This is a genomic window from Cellvibrio sp. KY-YJ-3 (assembly GCF_008806955.1).
Taxonomy (GTDB): Bacteria; Pseudomonadota; Gammaproteobacteria; order Pseudomonadales; family Cellvibrionaceae; genus Cellvibrio.
Genome location: NZ_CP031727.1, coordinates 3,534,927 through 3,551,275, shown reverse-complemented (window position 1 = coordinate 3,551,275; position 16,349 = coordinate 3,534,927). Strand labels below are relative to the sequence as shown.

Sequence of the window (16,349 nt, the reverse complement as noted above, 5' to 3'; positions counted from 1 at the left end):
TTAAATGAACCTGACCCCCGAGCTTTCGCTCGGGGGTTTTACTTACACCGTTTCAACTAACCTCCCCATACTCACTAAATAAAGTGCTGTTTTGATTGGACGGGGTTCTGTTGCTGCCAGCAGTTTTTGGTAGCGCAGTAATTGCTCTTTATAGGTTTCTATTTCGCGTGCGATAAACGTTGTTTCAGTTTCGCCACTTTCCGGTTCACTGCTTTTGTAATCCACTATCCATCGTATACCCTCAGCGACGAAAGTGCGGTCGATGATGGATTCGCTTACGTCTTGTTTGTTTTTTTGCATCAGCGAGAGTTCACAGGCGCTTTGTTCGTGGTCGCAATTGAGCAGCCAGCGGCCTTGTTCGCTGGCGAGGGTGGTGTGAATGGCTTGGGCGATTTTTTGCAGGGCGCGCTGTAAATTGTCGCCATGCCAGCCGAGTTGGTGTAGTTGGATTTTCCAGAAAGGTTGTTGCTGGTTGATAAATGCATCAGCGGCAATACACGCACTATTGGTGACGAATTTATTTTCGACCAGTGCTTGTAGTGCACTGTGAATCACCGTCCCTGTGTGGCGTGCGAGGCGCGCGGCGGCGGTTTCTACTTCGGGGATATTTAATGGGTTTTCAGCTGTGGTCTCATCGCTTTCTGTAGTACCAAATGGAGTAGCACCGAATTCGTGGCCGCGATAGCTGTGCAGCAGTGTTACGTCATTTAATCTGGGTGCTTGCCAGGTGGGAACAAGGCGTAACAAATGTTGCAAACCCGGTTTGCGCTCGCTGCTGCCTGTTTGGTTATCACTGGTGGATTTGCACGGAATAAGTTTTGCGCTTTCGTTTACAAACGGCCAAATACTGTGCAGCAGAGATGCTTTTGCGGGCGCGATTAATTCATCTTCTTTGGTGTTGATACAGGCAATTAAATGCAAATGTTTAATGGCGCGAGTACAGCCTACGTATAACAAGCGGGTTGCTTCAAATGCCTGTTGTTTATCTGCCTCGCGGCGCATAAAGGTGTAGAGGCGGTCCTCTTCTTTGCCGGTGGCAGCGAGTGAGCCGAGCAGTAATTGTTTTTCGCCGTGATGGTTAATGCGTTCTTGCCAGAGCAATAACTGTTTGTCGTCCTTACGTGCGCTGCGATCCAGGCCGGGAATAATGACCGTATCAAATTCCAACCCCTTGGATTTGTGAATGGTCATTACTTGTAGTTTTGGGTCGGCATCGGCACGCGGCGCAGCAAATAAACGGTCAATGGCGTTATTAAATACTTGCCAATCGCGAATGCTGCCGCCTTGTTGGTGTTTATCCAGCAAGGTAAAAAAACTGTTTATATTATCGCGGTCGTTTTCATCCAGCAGTGTGGCGGGGCCGCCCAGTGCAAACCACACGCCTTCAATCCATTGACGCAGCGATTTACGATATTTTTCGGTTAACGCCTGCTGCAATACTGGCACTACGCGTGCAAGAATCGTTTTGCCTGCACTGCTGAGTGAAACTATTTTTTCAAAATTCACCAGCTGCGGCCAGACTACTGCAAACGCATTGTCATTCAGGCATGGATTAAGGTCCGCTAAATTTGTGGTGGTAAGCGCATGCAAGTCGTGATTATTTAAGCCGCACCAAGGCGCGCGCAGAATGGCTAGCCAAGCCGTGCGGTCGACGGGGTTTAATAGCGCGCGGGTGAGCGAGAGTAAATCCACAATCGCCATGCGGCTGGCGAGGCGATCAATTTCCGTGGCTTGGTAGTGCAAACCGGCGGCGGTGAGCGCAGGCAAAATGCGCGCGAGATGATTGCGGGTGCGCACTAAAATCGCAATGCTACCTTCGGGGTTGTCGTAGCGTGCTTGTTGTACCAACTCGACAACTTTAACGGCTTCCTGCTGCTGCGCGTGCACGCGTGATGATGGCTCGTCGCCGTCATCGCTCTCACTTTCATCGCTGCTTCTGCTGTAAGTATTTTTAGTTTCAGAGGAATAAGTACACGCGTAGAACTGCACCGCGTCACCTTCCAGTTCGGATTTAAACGCAACGGACGGTGAATAACTGACTGCGCCGCGGCTGATGTCGTCCTGCGCGGGAAAGGCGTTTTGAAAAATAGTGTTGACCCAATTCACTACACCGGCTTGCGAGCGGAAATTCACCTGTAAATCCAGCGCGGTTAAATCCACCGAGCCTATGCCTTGCTGGCGTGCGTCCAAAAATAAACCTACATTGGCGTTGCGGAAACCGTAACAGGACTGCATGCCATCGCCCACAATAAATAACGTGCGGCCATCACCGGCTTGCCAACCGTTGGTGAGTTTTTTCAATAACTCAAGCTGCGGGCTGGCGGTATCCTGAAATTCATCCACCAGAATATGGCGAATGCGATAGTCCAATTGCAGCGCGAGATCCGTGGGCGATTCTTCATCACCCAGTGCCACTAATGCGGCCTGGCTGATAGCGGTGTAATCCGTTGCGCTCTGCTGCTTAAATACCAGCGTTAATTGCGCAACCAAAATTGGCAAAATGCTGGTGAGGCTGTCGAGCAACTGCCATTGGTGATCGGCATAGTGTGGCGGTGGCAGGTTGCGTACTTCTTGTAATAATTGCTCAGCGTCAGGCGCTGTGTCGGTGAGTGCGGCGATTAATGCGCTGAATTGGTTTTTTAATTCGGCATTTTCTTTGCCCGCAGGAAAGCCTTCAGCTTTGGTTAAACGCGCGCGAAATGTGCCGCCGTTGGTGAGCAGTAAATCGCAAATAGCCAGCCACTCATTAACGGCATCTGGCTCTGCTTCGGGTAAGTGGGTGATACCCAATAATTCGTGAATGCGATTTTTGCGCTCGGCTTCCTCTTGCAAGTTGGTTGCGGCGCGGTCGGCAATCGCGCAGAGTTCGCTGGCGTGAATAATCAGCGCGTTATAAACCTGCTCCAATTGTTCGCGAATCACATCTTGCAATACGGTTTGCAAATAAATGCGCGCTTCTTCATGGCGCGCCTGCAGCAATACGCCCAACCATTGTTCGCGTTTGCCCAACAACCCGGTTAATAATTTTTCTACGGCGGGTAGGTTGTTATCCAAATGGCGCAGCAGGCGAGTTAAGTCCGCGCGTAACGGCGTGTCGTCTTCCAGTAATTTAAATAATTCGCGCACTGCTAATTGGTAAGCTTGTTCTGCATCTTCCAGTGTGTCTGGCTGTGCGCCTATGCCGCTGGCGAGGGGCAATTGTTTGGTGATGGAGCGACACAGGCTGTCGATAGTTTGCACGCGTAAGCGCTGCGGGCTATGTAGTAAATTCCACTGTAATTCTTTATCGCGCTGCAATACTTGTTGCGCAATTTTCCAGGTGCGCAATATATGGGGGTCGCTGGGTTCGGGTGAGTCGGCGGCTTGCCAGAGCGCCTGCATAATGCGGTCCTGCATTTCACCGGCCGCTTTGCGCGTAAAGGTAATCGCCAATACTTCTTCGGGTTCATCGCAGGTGGCGAGCAGCGTTAATACGCGTTGGGTAAGCAAGCCGGTTTTACCGGAACCGGCGGGCGCTGAAACTGCAAAGGAGGTTTGTGGGTCGAGTGCATCAATACGAACTTGTTGGTCGACAGGTTGGTTAATGATGATGGACATTACACCGCTCCTTGCTGACGTTGCATATACGCGGCGAGTGCATCAGCTTCCAGCAAACGGTTGAGCGGTAATAAGTCTTCGGCATATTGGGCGGTGGTTGGGTTTTTCATATCGACGCGGGCATCACCCTGAATAAAATCCTGTGCGAGTTGTTGTAAATTGTTTTTCCATTCGTGCAATTGTTCATCCCAACTTTGTTTGCCGGGAAAGATGCCATCGTGTGTGACATGCAATTCGCCGGTGCCAATCCACTGCATGGCTTTGGCATTGATTTGGGCAAAGGCGATGGCGGCAATTTCGCTGCTAGCAGTCACGGCATAGAGTGGCAACTGCGGTTCATCCAATCGTTCGCCTTGCCAACTGGCGGCTTTGGGTTGACCGGTTTTGTAGTCGATTAATATCAGTTCGCCAGTGGTTAATTTATCAATACGGTCGATACGCAATTTCAGCGGTAAACCAGCAAAGGTAATCTGTACTTCCTCTTCAATTGCGATCACGGTAAACGCTGGGCGTATTTTTTCTTGCGCTAACCAATCTGCTAACAGCGCACTCAAGCGTTCTTGTTCCAGTTGTGCGTAATAGGTTCCAACGGAGGTGCCGCGCTTTTGTTTGAGCGCGTCAACCGCTTGTTGCGCAGCACTGTTAATTAACGTGGAGAGTGAGGTTTCATCCAACGCGATGAGTGCAGCGTGGCTGTTTAATTCGCGCCAAATAGTGGCTAGCGCTTCGTGTAATAAGTTGCCGCGTTCAATCGCCGAGAAACCGGCAACGGGTTCTTCAATTCGCGCTGCCCCCAAACGTAAACGTGCAAAGGCATTAAACGGGCAGGCGGCTTGTTCTTTAAATAAGTTTGCACCGCCGCGCACCGGTTCTTGCGTAATATCCAGCGCAGGTGCATTTGTGCAATCCACCAATTCCCAGGCTTTACTTTGTGCCAGCAGTGAATAATTTTCCGCGCTGGCAGTTGTGTGGCTGTGAATCAGTTGCGCGGGTGGTGTGAGTGGTAAATGGCGAATTAAGGCGCTGGGGCTGAGTTCACTGTCGTCGTCACTGTGGGCCGAGCTAAAAATCACCTGCGCTGCACACTGTAGGTAATGGGCGGTGAGTGCGCGCGCAAATTCCAATTCCCGTTCGGCGCTGGCGTGAGGCATTTTTTTAGTGCGCTGTAAATTGCTGGGCAGCAGTGGGTTGGGTGCTGGCACGGGCGGCCATTGGCGATGGTGTAAACCCATCACCCAGCAGTGGCTGAATTGCAAACCGGCACCTTCGAGTGCGCCGAGAATTTGAATCGGTGAGTTGGGTGTTTGCGCCTGAAACGGTGTTTTACCGGCGATGCTGCGCAGTTGTTGAATGGCATTGCTGTAACTGAAATTAATACCGGTGCCGTCCAGCTGCAAAAAATTATCCAGCACTTGATTCCACAGGGTGAGCTGTTGATATTCCTGGCTGTCTAACCGGCGTGCTCCGGGCCAGCCGAGTAATTGCAAATGCTGCTGGAAAAAATCACACCAGTATTCGGCGCTGTGAAAACCAAAACTCTGGCGACGATAATTTTCCAGTTGCACCAAGCGGGTAATCAGATTGGAATCGCTTTCAGGTATTGCTAATTTGCTGGTGAGTTTTTGGCAGTGGTAACGTAAATCGCTCAAACTAATAGTGAACTTTCCAAGTTTGCGCAGGGTTTGGATCAAGTGCGCACGCAAGACTAATTCTTGTTCTGCATCGCCAAAAAAAGGCGAAAGTAGCAAATTACAAATGCTCTCCAATTCCCAGGAGGATTTTTGTAATTCGAGTAAATCCAGCGTGGCCGCAATAATCGGTGTAGTCGCGAGTGGTGTACCAGCGGAAAAGTTAAACGGCAATGTGTAGCGCGGTTGATCGGGCAGGGCGGCGAGCGGTTCAAATACCTCAACAAATATTCGTTCCACCTGATCCCGGCACTGGCCGAGGTTGGGCACGATAATGCCAATCATCGCCGCCGGGTTTTGCTCCAGCTGTTGTTTGCTCCACAGCGCCGCCGCACGCATTTCTTGCTCCGTGGTATTAAGCTCGGTGCGCTGCAACTGGATGGCGTGATTGAGCGGTTTGATGCTGGTTAATTCATGGCAGGCGCTGTTGATGAGATCCTGATGTTGCGGGGGAATATCATCAAAACCGGTAAGGTAAATCATCGCTTCTTGCTGCAATTCACCCTGTTTAAAGGCGTCGATCAAAATCTGATTCGCCATTTCCTGAGTAATAAAACCAAGTTTGCTCAAGCGCGCGCGAAAATCACCCAGCCAAGTCAGCCAGCAATAGCTATTGCTTTGGGGATTGAGGATAGGCTCGGCGCTGCGTACATCCTCTTCATTTAATTGCCAGAGTTCAAGGTTGCGCAATGCACTGTCTGCCGCTTGTGCCAGCGGTTCGGCTTGCAGCAATGCTTGGGCGAGGGAGGATTCGCCGATAATTTTTTCCCACAGGGTTTGACGTTGCAGGTTGCTAATTATGCGCTGCGCCGCTGGGCCATAAGCGCGCCGTTGCAACAGCTCCCATTGCGATCCAAGCCACTGGCTGAGCGAATAGATGCGCGGCGTGGGCCAGACCTGGGTGCTATTACTTGCCTGCCATTGCCCGTAGGCGCGCAGCATATGGTTGCGCAGGCGATTGTTGGCAGTGATGATTAATTGATCGCGCGCAATCGCGCTCAGGTAGGGCGTAATGTCGAAATAGGTATCAACCATAATGATGTTTGCCTGAGCCATGTAAACGGTAGCAAGAAAAAGTAAGCGGCATTATGGCACCGTGACTCTTTCTTGTGTGGTTTGTTGGCGGGTGTAAAGTTTGGTTATAAGCCCTTGTCGCACAAGGAGTTAACTATTCCTTTGGCTTGTTTGCCCTGGGGAATCATGTTACTTTTCCGCATCATAATAAAAGAACAATTGGATGTTCGCCGTCGCAATAGCCCCGCTCATTGTCGACACCGCCCATAGGGACGGCACTCAAAATGCCAAACAGGCAGCTTGCGACAAGCAATCAGGCAAATTAAGGTCAATACAATATCCGGTGAGAGTTTCATCGGCTCGCTATTTTGCTGACATCGCTTTTTTAGCGATATCAGAAACAGCAGCTATGATTCCCTTTGTACTCCATAACGATAAGCAAGTGACCTTATGAACCAGCAACTTATTGGCAACTACAGATGGACCATTTGTGCCCTCCTGTTCTTTGCAACCACTGTTAATTATCTTGACCGTCAAGTTCTCAGCTTATTAGCGCCGGCGCTCTCCAAAGAGTTTGGCTGGACTAACAGCGACTACGCCAATATCACGGCGGTATTCCAATTTGTGTACGCCATTTCCATGCTGTTTGCCGGTCGTGTGATCGACAAACTTGGTACCAAGTTGGGCTATATAGTCGCGATTGTTGTCTGGTCTATCGGCGCCATCATGCATGCCTACGCGGTACCCATTGGTCATTTCACAAATAATGTGCTGGCGATTGCGGGTATAGCGGCAATTCCGGTATCGATTATTGGTTTTATGATTTCCCGCGCTGTATTGGCGATAGGTGAGGCGGGTAACTTTCCGGCCGCCATCAAAGCCACCGCTGAATATTTCCCTAAAAAAGAACGCTCCTTTGCCACCGGTATTTTTAACTCGGGTGCCAACGTAGGTGCGATTCTTGCGCCTTTGACTGTGCCCTGGATTGCAGTTAACTGGGGCTGGCAAACCGCGTTTATCGTGATTGGTGCCATAGGTTTTGTATGGATGGTGCTCTGGCAGATTTATTACGAAATCCCCACCAAGCAAAAACGCTTGGGTCAGGCTGAGTTGGATTACATCAATACCAATCCGGGCGAAGCGCCGGTGGTTGCAGTCGAAGAGGAATTGAAAACCTCATGGTTCAAACTCCTTAGCTATCGCCAAACCTGGGCCTTTGCTTTTGGCAAGTTTATGACCGATGGTGTCTGGTGGTTCTTCTTGTTTTGGTTGCCGAAATATTTGGGTGAGCAATACGGCTTGACCGGCACGCAATTAATGTTGCCTTTAACCGTGCTTTATAGCTTGACTATGATTGGCAGTATCGGTGGGGGTTGGTTCCCCACTTATTTCATGAACAAAGGTTACAACGCTTACGATGGTCGTATGCGCGCTATGTTTGTGATTGCGCTCTTCCCGCTGGTAGTGTTACTCGCACAACCTCTCGGTCATTACGGTTTTTGGGTGCCGGTAATTCTGATTGGTATTGGTGCCTCAGCGCATCAGGCGTGGTCTGCGAATATCTTCACCACAGTGTCGGATATGTTCCCGAAAAAAGCCGTAGGCTCAGTAGTCGGTATCGGTGGTATGGCGGGCGGTTTGGGTGGTGTATTTTTGTCTAAAACCGGTGGTTGGTTGTTTGACTACTACGGAGCACAAGGCAATATTTACACGGGTTACGCGATTATGTTTGCCGTTTGCGCGGTAGCCTATTTGCTGGCCTGGGGCGTTATGAAGATGTTAGTGCCAAAATATAAGCCAATCACTGATTTGTAATAATTTTTATGTGATTGCTAAAAGCCGCTGGATTATTCATCCAGCGGCTTTTTTATTGGGTGAAAGAATTTTCTGGCAAGAACCTAAAGGTGGTTTTTAATGCAGAAAAAGTCTAATCAATGGGCGATTTTTATGGTGTCGAATTTTTCACCAGGGTTAATACTTAATGCGCCATTTACTTTTCTGCGAGGAATCAGTTATGTCGATAAGCCATAAAAATAGCCATACCGCCCAAGCGATTATGAGTAAAACCTTGTTAAGTGCCTACGAGGGTTGGACTATCCATCGCCTTGCTGAGTTTTTTATTAAACACGGTATTTCCGGCGCGCCCGTTATTGCATCGGATCACGAGTTAGTTGGTGTGGTGACGGTTTCGGATATTTTTAAATTCAGTAGCATGGATGAAACCAATCGCCGCGAAGCACTGCGAAATTATTATCGCGAAAGTTGTGAAATTGATTTGGATGAAGTCAGTCTGCGGGATTGGAGTAACAGGGCAGAATATAACTGCACAGTGCATCAAATCATGCAACGCGAAATTATTACTGTAAAACCAGATGCCAGTGTGGCGGAAGTGGCAGCGGTGATGGTGAAGAACAATATCCATCGCGTGGTAGTGGCGGACAATAAAATTGCGCAGGGTGTTATTACCAGCATGGATATTTTGCGTAACTTGCAGCCCGATGGACATGAATTACGTCTGGTGGTCTGAGTTTGCAGGTTTAATTATTAATGGTTAAGCAGTAAAGATAAAACCCGGGCATTTTCTGCCCGGTTTTTCTAGTAGGATTTTAAATATTGAGATAAGCCTGCTGGTGAATGCCAAAGCGGGTTAATGCTGGTGCAAGTTGCTCGGCAGCTGCAGTGTGTTTGGTAAATACTGCAAGATGTTCCGGTACATAACCTGCCGGTGGCTCTGCAGCATCAGCGAGCAAAAACTCTACCCGCCGTGCTATGGCTGCCCCCGAGTCGATCAGTTTTAATTGTGCGGGCAAGTGTTGCGCCAACTCATCCCTCAACAGCGGAAAATGTGTGCAGGCTAAAACCAGCACATCCATTTTTTCTGCTTCATCATCGCGCATTAATTCCTGGGCAATTTTGCTAATCGCATTCACATCGATTGTTTCGCCGCGTAATTTTTGCTCGGCGATTTGCACCAGCTCGCTACTGCCCAATGAAATTACCTGGCAACCCGTTGCGTATTCGCGGATTAATTCGTGGGTATAGGGACGAGCGACTGTGGCAGGTGTGGCGAGCAGGCCGATTACCCCGGTTTTACTCATGAGCGCGGCAGGTTTGATCGCAGGCACTACCCCGACTATGGGCAAGCTCAATTTGCTGCGCAAATGGGGCAGGGTGAGTGTGCTGGCGGTATTGCAGGCGATGACGAGGATATCGGCCGGGTAGCGCAGCAATAGCTCGCCAATCACATGATCCACACGCGTAATTAGCTCCGCCTCGCCCTTGGTACCATAGGGGAAAAACGCATTGTCCGAGGCGTAAACCAACGGGTTCTGTGGTCGACGCTGCTGGATCTCGCGGGCGACACTCAAACCGCCGACACCGGAATCGAATACCAGAATACGCGGAGCCTGAAAAGACGAGGTGGTGGTGTTCATAGGTGAGTCAAATCAATAGCCTGAAAGCGGCGATATGTTGCTAAAATGGCGGCGATTTTAACGGTCGCGGCCGATAAAACCTAGCCGCGTTTTACATTCTGGAGTTTTTTAGTGAATCCAACGGTACTAACTCTTATTGCCGCCCTGTCGGGTTTGGTTATTGGCGCCCTGATGGTGTATTGGATTGTCGGGCGCCGCCTCGACCAAGCTGTGCTTACCAAAACCCATGAGTTTGAAGCTGCCCAACAGCAATTGCAGCACAGTCATGACCTGCGTGAAGCGGCGCTGCAACAGGACAGTAATCAGCTCAAGCTCCAGCTGGTTGAAATCAAAACACAGCTTCAATCGGTTCAACAACACGCTGTTGAGTTACAGCAGTCTTTGGGCGTTGCGCAGCAAGACGCCGCGGCTCTGCGTGAGAAAACCCGCCACTTTGATGAGCTACAGCAGCAATCCCTGCGTAAAGATGAACAGCTTGTGCTGTTCGCTAAAGAAACTACCGAACTGAAAACCCGTTTGGAGCAAGAGCGAAAAAATTTCGCTGAACAACTCGCGCTGCTACAGAATGCCAAAGTAGAGTTAGCCAAAGAGTTTGAAAACCTCGCCAATAAAATTTTTGAAAATAAGCAACAGCAGTTTAGTGCAAATAGCAAAACGCTACTCGATAACACGCTTGACCCGCTGAAATTGCAACTCACGGAATTCCGTAAAAAAGTGGAAGACGTGTACGAAAAAGAAAATGCCGATCGCAATCGCCTTTCCGGCCAAGTGGTTGAGTTGCAAAAACAGGCGCAAAAAATTGGCGAAGATGCCGTTAATCTCGCGCAAGCACTAAAAGGAAATAGTAAAACCCAAGGTAATTGGGGTGAAGTAGTGCTGGAACGCTTACTGGAGGAATCCGGTTTGCAGAAAGGCCGCGAATATGACACCCAAGTTAATTTCACCGGTAGCGATGGCTCCCGGTTAATGCCGGACGTGATTATTCACTTGCCCGAAAACAAAGATATTGTGATCGATGCAAAATGCTCGCTGGTTGATTATGAAAAATTCTGCAGTGCAGACGATGACGTTGAGCGCAAGCAGTATCTAAATGCACACGTAAATTCGCTGCGCAGTCATATTAAAAGTCTCAGTATTAAAGACTACGAAAAGCTTGATGGTATTAAAACGCTCGACTTTGTGTTTATTTTTATCCCGATTGAAGCGGCCTTTATGTTTGCGTTGCAGCATGAGCCTGGCTTGTACCGCGAAGCGTATGATCGCCATATTATTTTAGTAAGTCCAACAACACTCTTGGCAACCTTGCGCACTGTAGAGAATATCTGGCGCTACGAAAAGCAAAACAAAAATGCCGAGCGCATCGCCAAAGAAGCGGGCGCATTGCACGACCAGTTTGTATTGTTGCTGGAATCGCTGGATGCTATTGGTAATTCACTCAATAAAACGCAAGAAGCCTACAGTAAAGCTCGTGACCGTTTGCAAACCGGGCGTGGCAATTTGGTGAAACGCGTGGATGATATTCGTCGTTTAGGTGCTAAAACTAAAAAATCCATCGCCGGTCATTTGTTGGAAGAGGCTGGCAGTGATGTCGAAGAATACTTGTTGGATGCCGGCGGGTTGGAAGATGATAGTGCCTGATTTAAATCAGGCATGCCCTAAATAATTTATTTCCCGGAATTTCTGTAGAGATTACTTATGACGTTGTTATCGATATTAATCTTGTTAGGCGCGCTAATTATTATTGTGTTGGCGGTCATTGCCGGGCGTTTGGTATTTCAGGTGTATCGCAAACAAAAAGAGCGTGAGCAAAAATTAAAAGCACAGGAACTTGCCAATCAACAAGCGCAGCGTGAGCAGCGCGAATGGATTAATAAAAGCATCCAAATATTGGCACAAGCGCTGCACAATCAAGAGTTGACCCTGACTGAGGCGAGTATTCGGATCGCCGGGTTACTGGATACATTGGATGTGAATGGGGAGGTGAAAACCGAATTCTCGGCGTTTTATCAACTGCGCGAAAAAACCAGCCATATTCCTTATTTGCAGGCATGGCAAAACTTGTCCAATGCCGAGCAGCGCAAGTTTGATCTGGAGCGTTTGAATCACGAAGCCACGTTTAATGATTTTGTGATGGATGCAGCCAAGCGCATTCTGGGACGCGATTTTTAAGGCTATTTAAGAATGACTGTAGAGTTTATTTGTCGTGCCATGCAGTTGTGCGACCTTGCTGATGTTATCCGTATTCAAGCAGAAGCCTATATCGATGAAATTCTGGAAGCTGACGAGGTAATTCACGCACGTTTTGCACAAACGCCGGATACATCCTGGGTAGTAGAGCGTGCGGGTGAGGTGTGTGGTTATCTGGTCGGCTATCAATCTGCGCTGGGTGAGGTATCACCTTGGGGCAGCGAGTTTACGCACAAGCCCGACTCTACAGCGCTCTATCTACATGATCTTGCAATCAGTAAGTCGGCGGCGGGCTGTGGTGTGGGGCCAATGTTGGTGAATCACGCTTTGAAGGAGGCGCGTCAACGGGAATTGCGTGCAGCAGCGTTAGTATCGGTGCAAAACTCCAAATCCTTTTGGCAGAAACTAGGTTTCAATGAGTGCGCGCAACTGGATGAAACCCAGCAGTACAATCTTGCATCCTACTCTGGTCCTGCGATTTATATGACGCGTGAGCTTGTCAGCGAATGAAGCTTCCAAAGCACTAATTATTTCCCATTACTTTTTCTGCAATACTACGCCGCATTCGACATGATGTGTGTAGGGAAATTGATCAAAAATCGCAAAGGCTTTAATCGTGTGCGTCTGGGTAATGATTTTTAAATTTTCACGCAATGTATCGGGGTTGCAGGAGATATAAATAATATTGTCAAAGCGCTGGGTAATACTGGTGGTATGTGGGTCAAGCCCTGCGCGAGGCGGGTCCACAAAAATGCTAGTGAAGTTGTAATCCGCTAAATTGATATGGCGCAGACGATTAAACTCGCGCACACCATCCATCGCCTGAGAGAATTCCTCGCTCGACATGCGCGCAATTTGAATATTGTTGATCTTATTTGCAGCGATATTAAACAGCGCCGATTCCACTGAGGTTTTTGATACTTCAGTGGCTAATACTTTGTCAAAGTTCTGTGATAAGGGCAGGGTGAAATTACCATTCCCGCAATAGAGTTCTAATAAATCCCCGCCAATTTCCTTGCTGTGTTCTACCGCCCAACCGAGCATGGATTCACACACCTTGGCGTTGGGTTGGGTAAAGCTGGCCTCAACTTGTTGATACTGGTATTCGCGTCCGGCAACCGTTAACCGTTCAATAACGTGATCGCGTTCTACCAATAAACGCTGCTTGCGGCTGCGGCCAACAATATCAATTTTCAATGCGGTTTTCAGCGTACGCGCGCGCGCTATCCAGTCATCCCCCAAGGCTTTGTGATAAATCAAAGTGACGAGTGCTTCACCGCTTTGGGTAGTCAGAAATTCAACTTGATACAGTTTGTGGCGAAGTAATTCATCGCTATTAATTTCAGCGAGTAAACGCGGCATCAGGTTATTCATCAGCGCCGATCCAACCGGAAACTCATGGATTGGATAGGGACGCTTGAATTCGTCCTGCGTAAACATCACGTAATCGGTACGCTCTTTTTCATGCCAGACACGAAATTCGGCACGCATCCGATAATGTTTTTCCGGTGATGAAAAAACCTGAATGTCGGGCAATGAAAAAGCCGAAAAATCGGCTGTAATTCGACGAACTTTTTCGCGGAGTTGATCTTGGTAGCTAGCGGGGGAGAAATCGGTAGGAATCATAAATGGCTCATCAAAAATGACTCAAGCTCCGGGTTGCCGGAGCTTGTTTTCGGCCATTATAACTTTTTTATGTCGCATTTGCCCCAGTCGCAAATCAGCACTTCCACTGCCTTGGCACCGCAGAAGTTAGCGTAAGCTTCCTTGGGCCAGTCATTGGCGATCACTAAGGTGTAAGCATCAGGGCAGTTGGATTGATGGCTCTTGTTGATCGTGAAAAAACTTTTTCCGCCGGGAATGGCGTTGATACCACCTGCTAAACGCGGGGCGCTGAGCGGTGTTTCATCCAGTGGTTGGTGTTTTAGCAGTTCTGTTTGGGCACGGGCAATCGCTGGGTCGTTACTCAACGGCAGTGTGGCGGGTGCCATTTGTGCCAGCTTGAAGGCACAGGTTTTTTGCTGGTTTGCCGGGCTGCGTTTGCTCAGTGAAAGTTCATCTTTTGCTTTTTGTCTGGCATCAAGCACCAGACGAATGGCCGTGGGTGCAAGGGTTAGCCCCGCGTATTCAAAGCTGTTTTCCGCTTGCTGTTGACTGTAGTAACTATCGGCTGCTACCACCAATGGCGCGTTAGCATTTAACCAGTTTTGCTGCACATTTATTGCATCGACTTCAATTTCGCCACCCAGTGCCGCGCAGCTAGTGAACAGCTCATTGTAGTAAATGTTTTCGGAGAGAATTTTTTCGGCAGCGGAGGCAAGTGTATTGGCATCAATAGGTGGCGGCGGCGGTGTAGCGCAACCGCTAAAAATCAGGGCACCCAGGCTAATCATGGTTAAGTGTAATGGTTTGATCATTTTTCCCCTCGATGATTCAGTTTAATTTTTATTAAGCTTGCTAGGGTTGCCTATTGTTTATTGAGCGCTGGTAAGTGGTAATTTAATAATAAAATTACTGCCTTTGCCGGGGGAGGTTTTAACATCAATAGAACCTTGATGGCGCTCAGTGATAATAAAATAGGAAACTGACAAACCCAGACCTGTGCCAGAGCCGACTTCTTTGGTGGTAAAAAATGGCTCAAAAACATGCTCGCGCACAGTATCTGTCATGCCGGGGCCGTTGTCCTGAACCTCTATCACAAGATTATTATTTTCCACATAGACCTTAATAAGGATCTGCGGATTTTGAGTTTTATACTGATTAAGCGCTTGAGTGGCGTTGCGCAATAAATTCAATAAAACCTGCTGTAGTTCCGGTGCAGATGCTTTTACGGGGGGGAGAGGTTCTACATACTGAGTGTTTATAGCGATCTGATTATTTTCATTTGCATGTTGAGTGCTGCGGTTAAGTACAATGGTCTGTTCAAGCAAATGTTTTATATCAATCAGGTCAATAATGCGTTTGGAGTTGTGGGAAAACTCCAGCATGTTGCGCACAATACTGGCTGAGCGCTCGCCCGCTTCGCGGATTGAATCCATCATTTGTGGAATTTCACTGGCTGACAAATAATTGTATAGGCTTTTCAGGTCAACATTTAATTGTTGTGCGCGTGTTTGATTCATGGCCAGCTGCGGGTCGGTACGGCGCTGAATATTTTGGGCATTTTGCAGAATAACGCTGAGCGGGTTATTAATTTCGTGGGCTATGCCTGCTGCTACTTCGCCGAGCGAATACATTTTCTCATTTTGAATCATCAAGTTTTCAATGGTTACTTTAAATGTAACATCATCTATCCGAATCACTGCCCCTTGTTGGGTACGTGAGATCAACGGATAAATAGTTATTTCAAAATAGCGATTTTTCTCATCGTCATGCTGTTGCACATGTTGGCTGGATAGAGGCTCGCCTTCGCGAATCGTAGTCTGAATGGTTTGCAGTGTGATGGGGAAGCGAGGTAGTAACGCAGTAATTTTTTTTCCCAGCGCATCGTGAGAAAAAATTTCAAAGGTATTTTCGGCAGCGGCGTTCCAGTGAGTTACTTCCGCATCGGCGGTGACACCGATAATAATCGATGGCATTGAGTTTATCATGCTTTGTAAATATAGCTTTGTCTCGCGCAGTTGGCGTCCCGTTTGCTCGTGCCGCGCTACCTCATCGATAAGTAGGTTGTTGGTTAAATACAGGCTATCAGTGCGTTCGCGAATACGTTGTTCGAGCGCCTTCTGTGATTCTTTGAGCGCATTGCGTGCGCGTTTATTACTCATGCGGCTGCGCTGTAAACCTATAATCAGTAAGGTTTGCAGGATTATCAGAAAAATGACCAATATACCCATTCCGGTAATGGAATCGGTTGCCGAGAGGCTGCTGAATGGATTGGGTATATTCATTGGTTGATGTTGTTGCTCTTGATCGGGCTGATAATCTACTCGCTGCCGGTAAATATATCGAATGCAATTCCAGGTTGGCGATTTTTACAGGGTGAGTTTGAATCAGTCTGTTGGCTTTTTACTCGCCTTTGCCTCTGTTTTGTACAAATTAAAAAAACTTTATATTTTTCGCTGAAAAATGTTTGACACGAAGTTCAAATTCGATAGAATGCGCACCTCTCAACGAGGGGCGGTTAGCTCAGTTGGTAGAGCAATGCCCTTACAAGGCATGGGTCACAAGTTCGAGTCTTGTACCGCCCACCACATTTTGCGCTCTCATGAACAAGAGCATCAATGCAAAATACTCAGTTTGAGAAGCATGCGGACCGGTAGTTCAGTCGGTTAGAATGCCGGCCTGTCACGCCGGAGGTCGCGGGTTCGAGCCCCGTCCGGTCCGCCACTATACAAAAAGCCCGCACAGGTTGCGGGCTTTTTCTTTTTATCTGTACATATAATTGTCACATCTCGTTGGTAGTTTGCTTCTTGTGCGGCCTAGTCCCAGG

General features: G+C 48.4%; 11 protein-coding genes and 2 tRNA genes. 7 read left to right on the top strand and 6 right to left on the bottom strand.

Translation table 11 applies throughout. The annotated features are described in order from the left end of the window. Positions 1–42: 42 nt before the first annotated feature. Positions 43–3,597: an exodeoxyribonuclease V subunit beta gene (locus tag D0B88_RS14975; RefSeq protein ID WP_151058176.1), complete on the bottom strand. Its 3,555-nt coding sequence runs from the start codon at positions 3,595–3,597 to the stop codon at positions 43–45. Next, positions 3,597–6,320, bottom strand: a complete 2,724-nt coding sequence (locus D0B88_RS14970) for a PD-(D/E)XK nuclease family protein (RefSeq protein WP_225318390.1) — start codon at positions 6,318–6,320, stop codon at positions 3,597–3,599. Before D0B88_RS14970 ends, D0B88_RS14975 begins: the two co-directional genes overlap by 1 nt. A gap of 429 nt (positions 6,321–6,749) precedes the next feature. Between D0B88_RS14970 and D0B88_RS14965 the strand changes: the two genes are divergently transcribed. Beyond that, positions 6,750–8,114 (top strand): MFS transporter, encoded by a 1,365-nt coding sequence (locus D0B88_RS14965; protein ID WP_007641920.1) that lies wholly within the window; start codon positions 6,750–6,752, stop codon positions 8,112–8,114. A gap of 199 nt (positions 8,115–8,313) precedes the next feature. Then, positions 8,314–8,826 carry an HPP family protein gene (locus tag D0B88_RS14960; RefSeq protein WP_050977007.1) on the top strand — a complete coding sequence of 171 codons (513 nt, stop codon included), beginning with the start codon at positions 8,314–8,316 and terminating at the stop codon, positions 8,824–8,826. 79 nt (positions 8,827–8,905) lie between these two features. Here the strand turns inward: D0B88_RS14960 and murI are convergent, their stop codons facing one another. After that, positions 8,906–9,733, bottom strand: a complete 828-nt coding sequence (gene murI, locus D0B88_RS14955) for a glutamate racemase (protein ID WP_151058172.1) — start codon at positions 9,731–9,733, stop codon at positions 8,906–8,908. Between the two features lie 111 nt (positions 9,734–9,844). Here murI and rmuC point away from each other — a divergent pair, with 111 nt between their 5' ends. Genes rmuC through D0B88_RS14940 form a run of 3 tightly spaced genes read left to right on the top strand, consistent with a single transcriptional unit; the run spans position 9,845 to position 12,430 of the window. Beyond that, positions 9,845–11,371, top strand: coding sequence for a DNA recombination protein RmuC (rmuC, locus tag D0B88_RS14950; RefSeq protein WP_151058170.1), 1,527 nt, complete (start codon positions 9,845–9,847; stop codon positions 11,369–11,371). Between the two features lie 57 nt (positions 11,372–11,428). Beyond that, on the top strand, positions 11,429–11,902 hold the full coding sequence (locus D0B88_RS14945) for a DUF2489 domain-containing protein (protein WP_225318389.1): 474 nt from the start codon (positions 11,429–11,431) through the stop codon (positions 11,900–11,902). A 12-nt stretch (positions 11,903–11,914) separates the two neighbouring features. Continuing rightward, positions 11,915–12,430, top strand: a complete 516-nt coding sequence (locus D0B88_RS14940; protein WP_225318388.1) for a GNAT family N-acetyltransferase — start codon at positions 11,915–11,917, stop codon at positions 12,428–12,430. A 27-nt stretch (positions 12,431–12,457) separates the two neighbouring features. Here D0B88_RS14940 and trmA read toward each other — a convergent pair whose 3' ends face one another. The 3 genes from trmA to D0B88_RS14925 are packed head-to-tail and all read right to left on the bottom strand — an operon-like array spanning position 12,458 to position 15,807. After that, positions 12,458–13,546, bottom strand: coding sequence for a tRNA (uridine(54)-C5)-methyltransferase TrmA (trmA, locus tag D0B88_RS14935; RefSeq protein ID WP_151058168.1), 1,089 nt, complete (start codon positions 13,544–13,546; stop codon positions 12,458–12,460). 56 nt (positions 13,547–13,602) lie between these two features. Further along, positions 13,603–14,337, bottom strand: coding sequence for a hypothetical protein (locus tag D0B88_RS14930; RefSeq protein ID WP_151058166.1), 735 nt, complete (start codon positions 14,335–14,337; stop codon positions 13,603–13,605). A 57-nt stretch (positions 14,338–14,394) separates the two neighbouring features. Further along, complete coding sequence (locus tag D0B88_RS14925; RefSeq protein WP_151058164.1) at positions 14,395–15,807, bottom strand: nitrogen regulation protein NR(II); 1,413 nt, start codon at positions 15,805–15,807, stop codon at positions 14,395–14,397. 227 nt (positions 15,808–16,034) lie between these two features. Here D0B88_RS14925 and D0B88_RS14920 point away from each other — a divergent pair. Both D0B88_RS14920 and D0B88_RS14915 read left to right on the top strand, forming a co-directional pair. Next, a tRNA-Val gene (locus D0B88_RS14920) sits at positions 16,035–16,110 on the top strand. Between the two features lie 59 nt (positions 16,111–16,169). After that, a tRNA-Asp gene (locus D0B88_RS14915) sits at positions 16,170–16,246 on the top strand. Positions 16,247–16,349 lie beyond the last annotated feature (103 nt).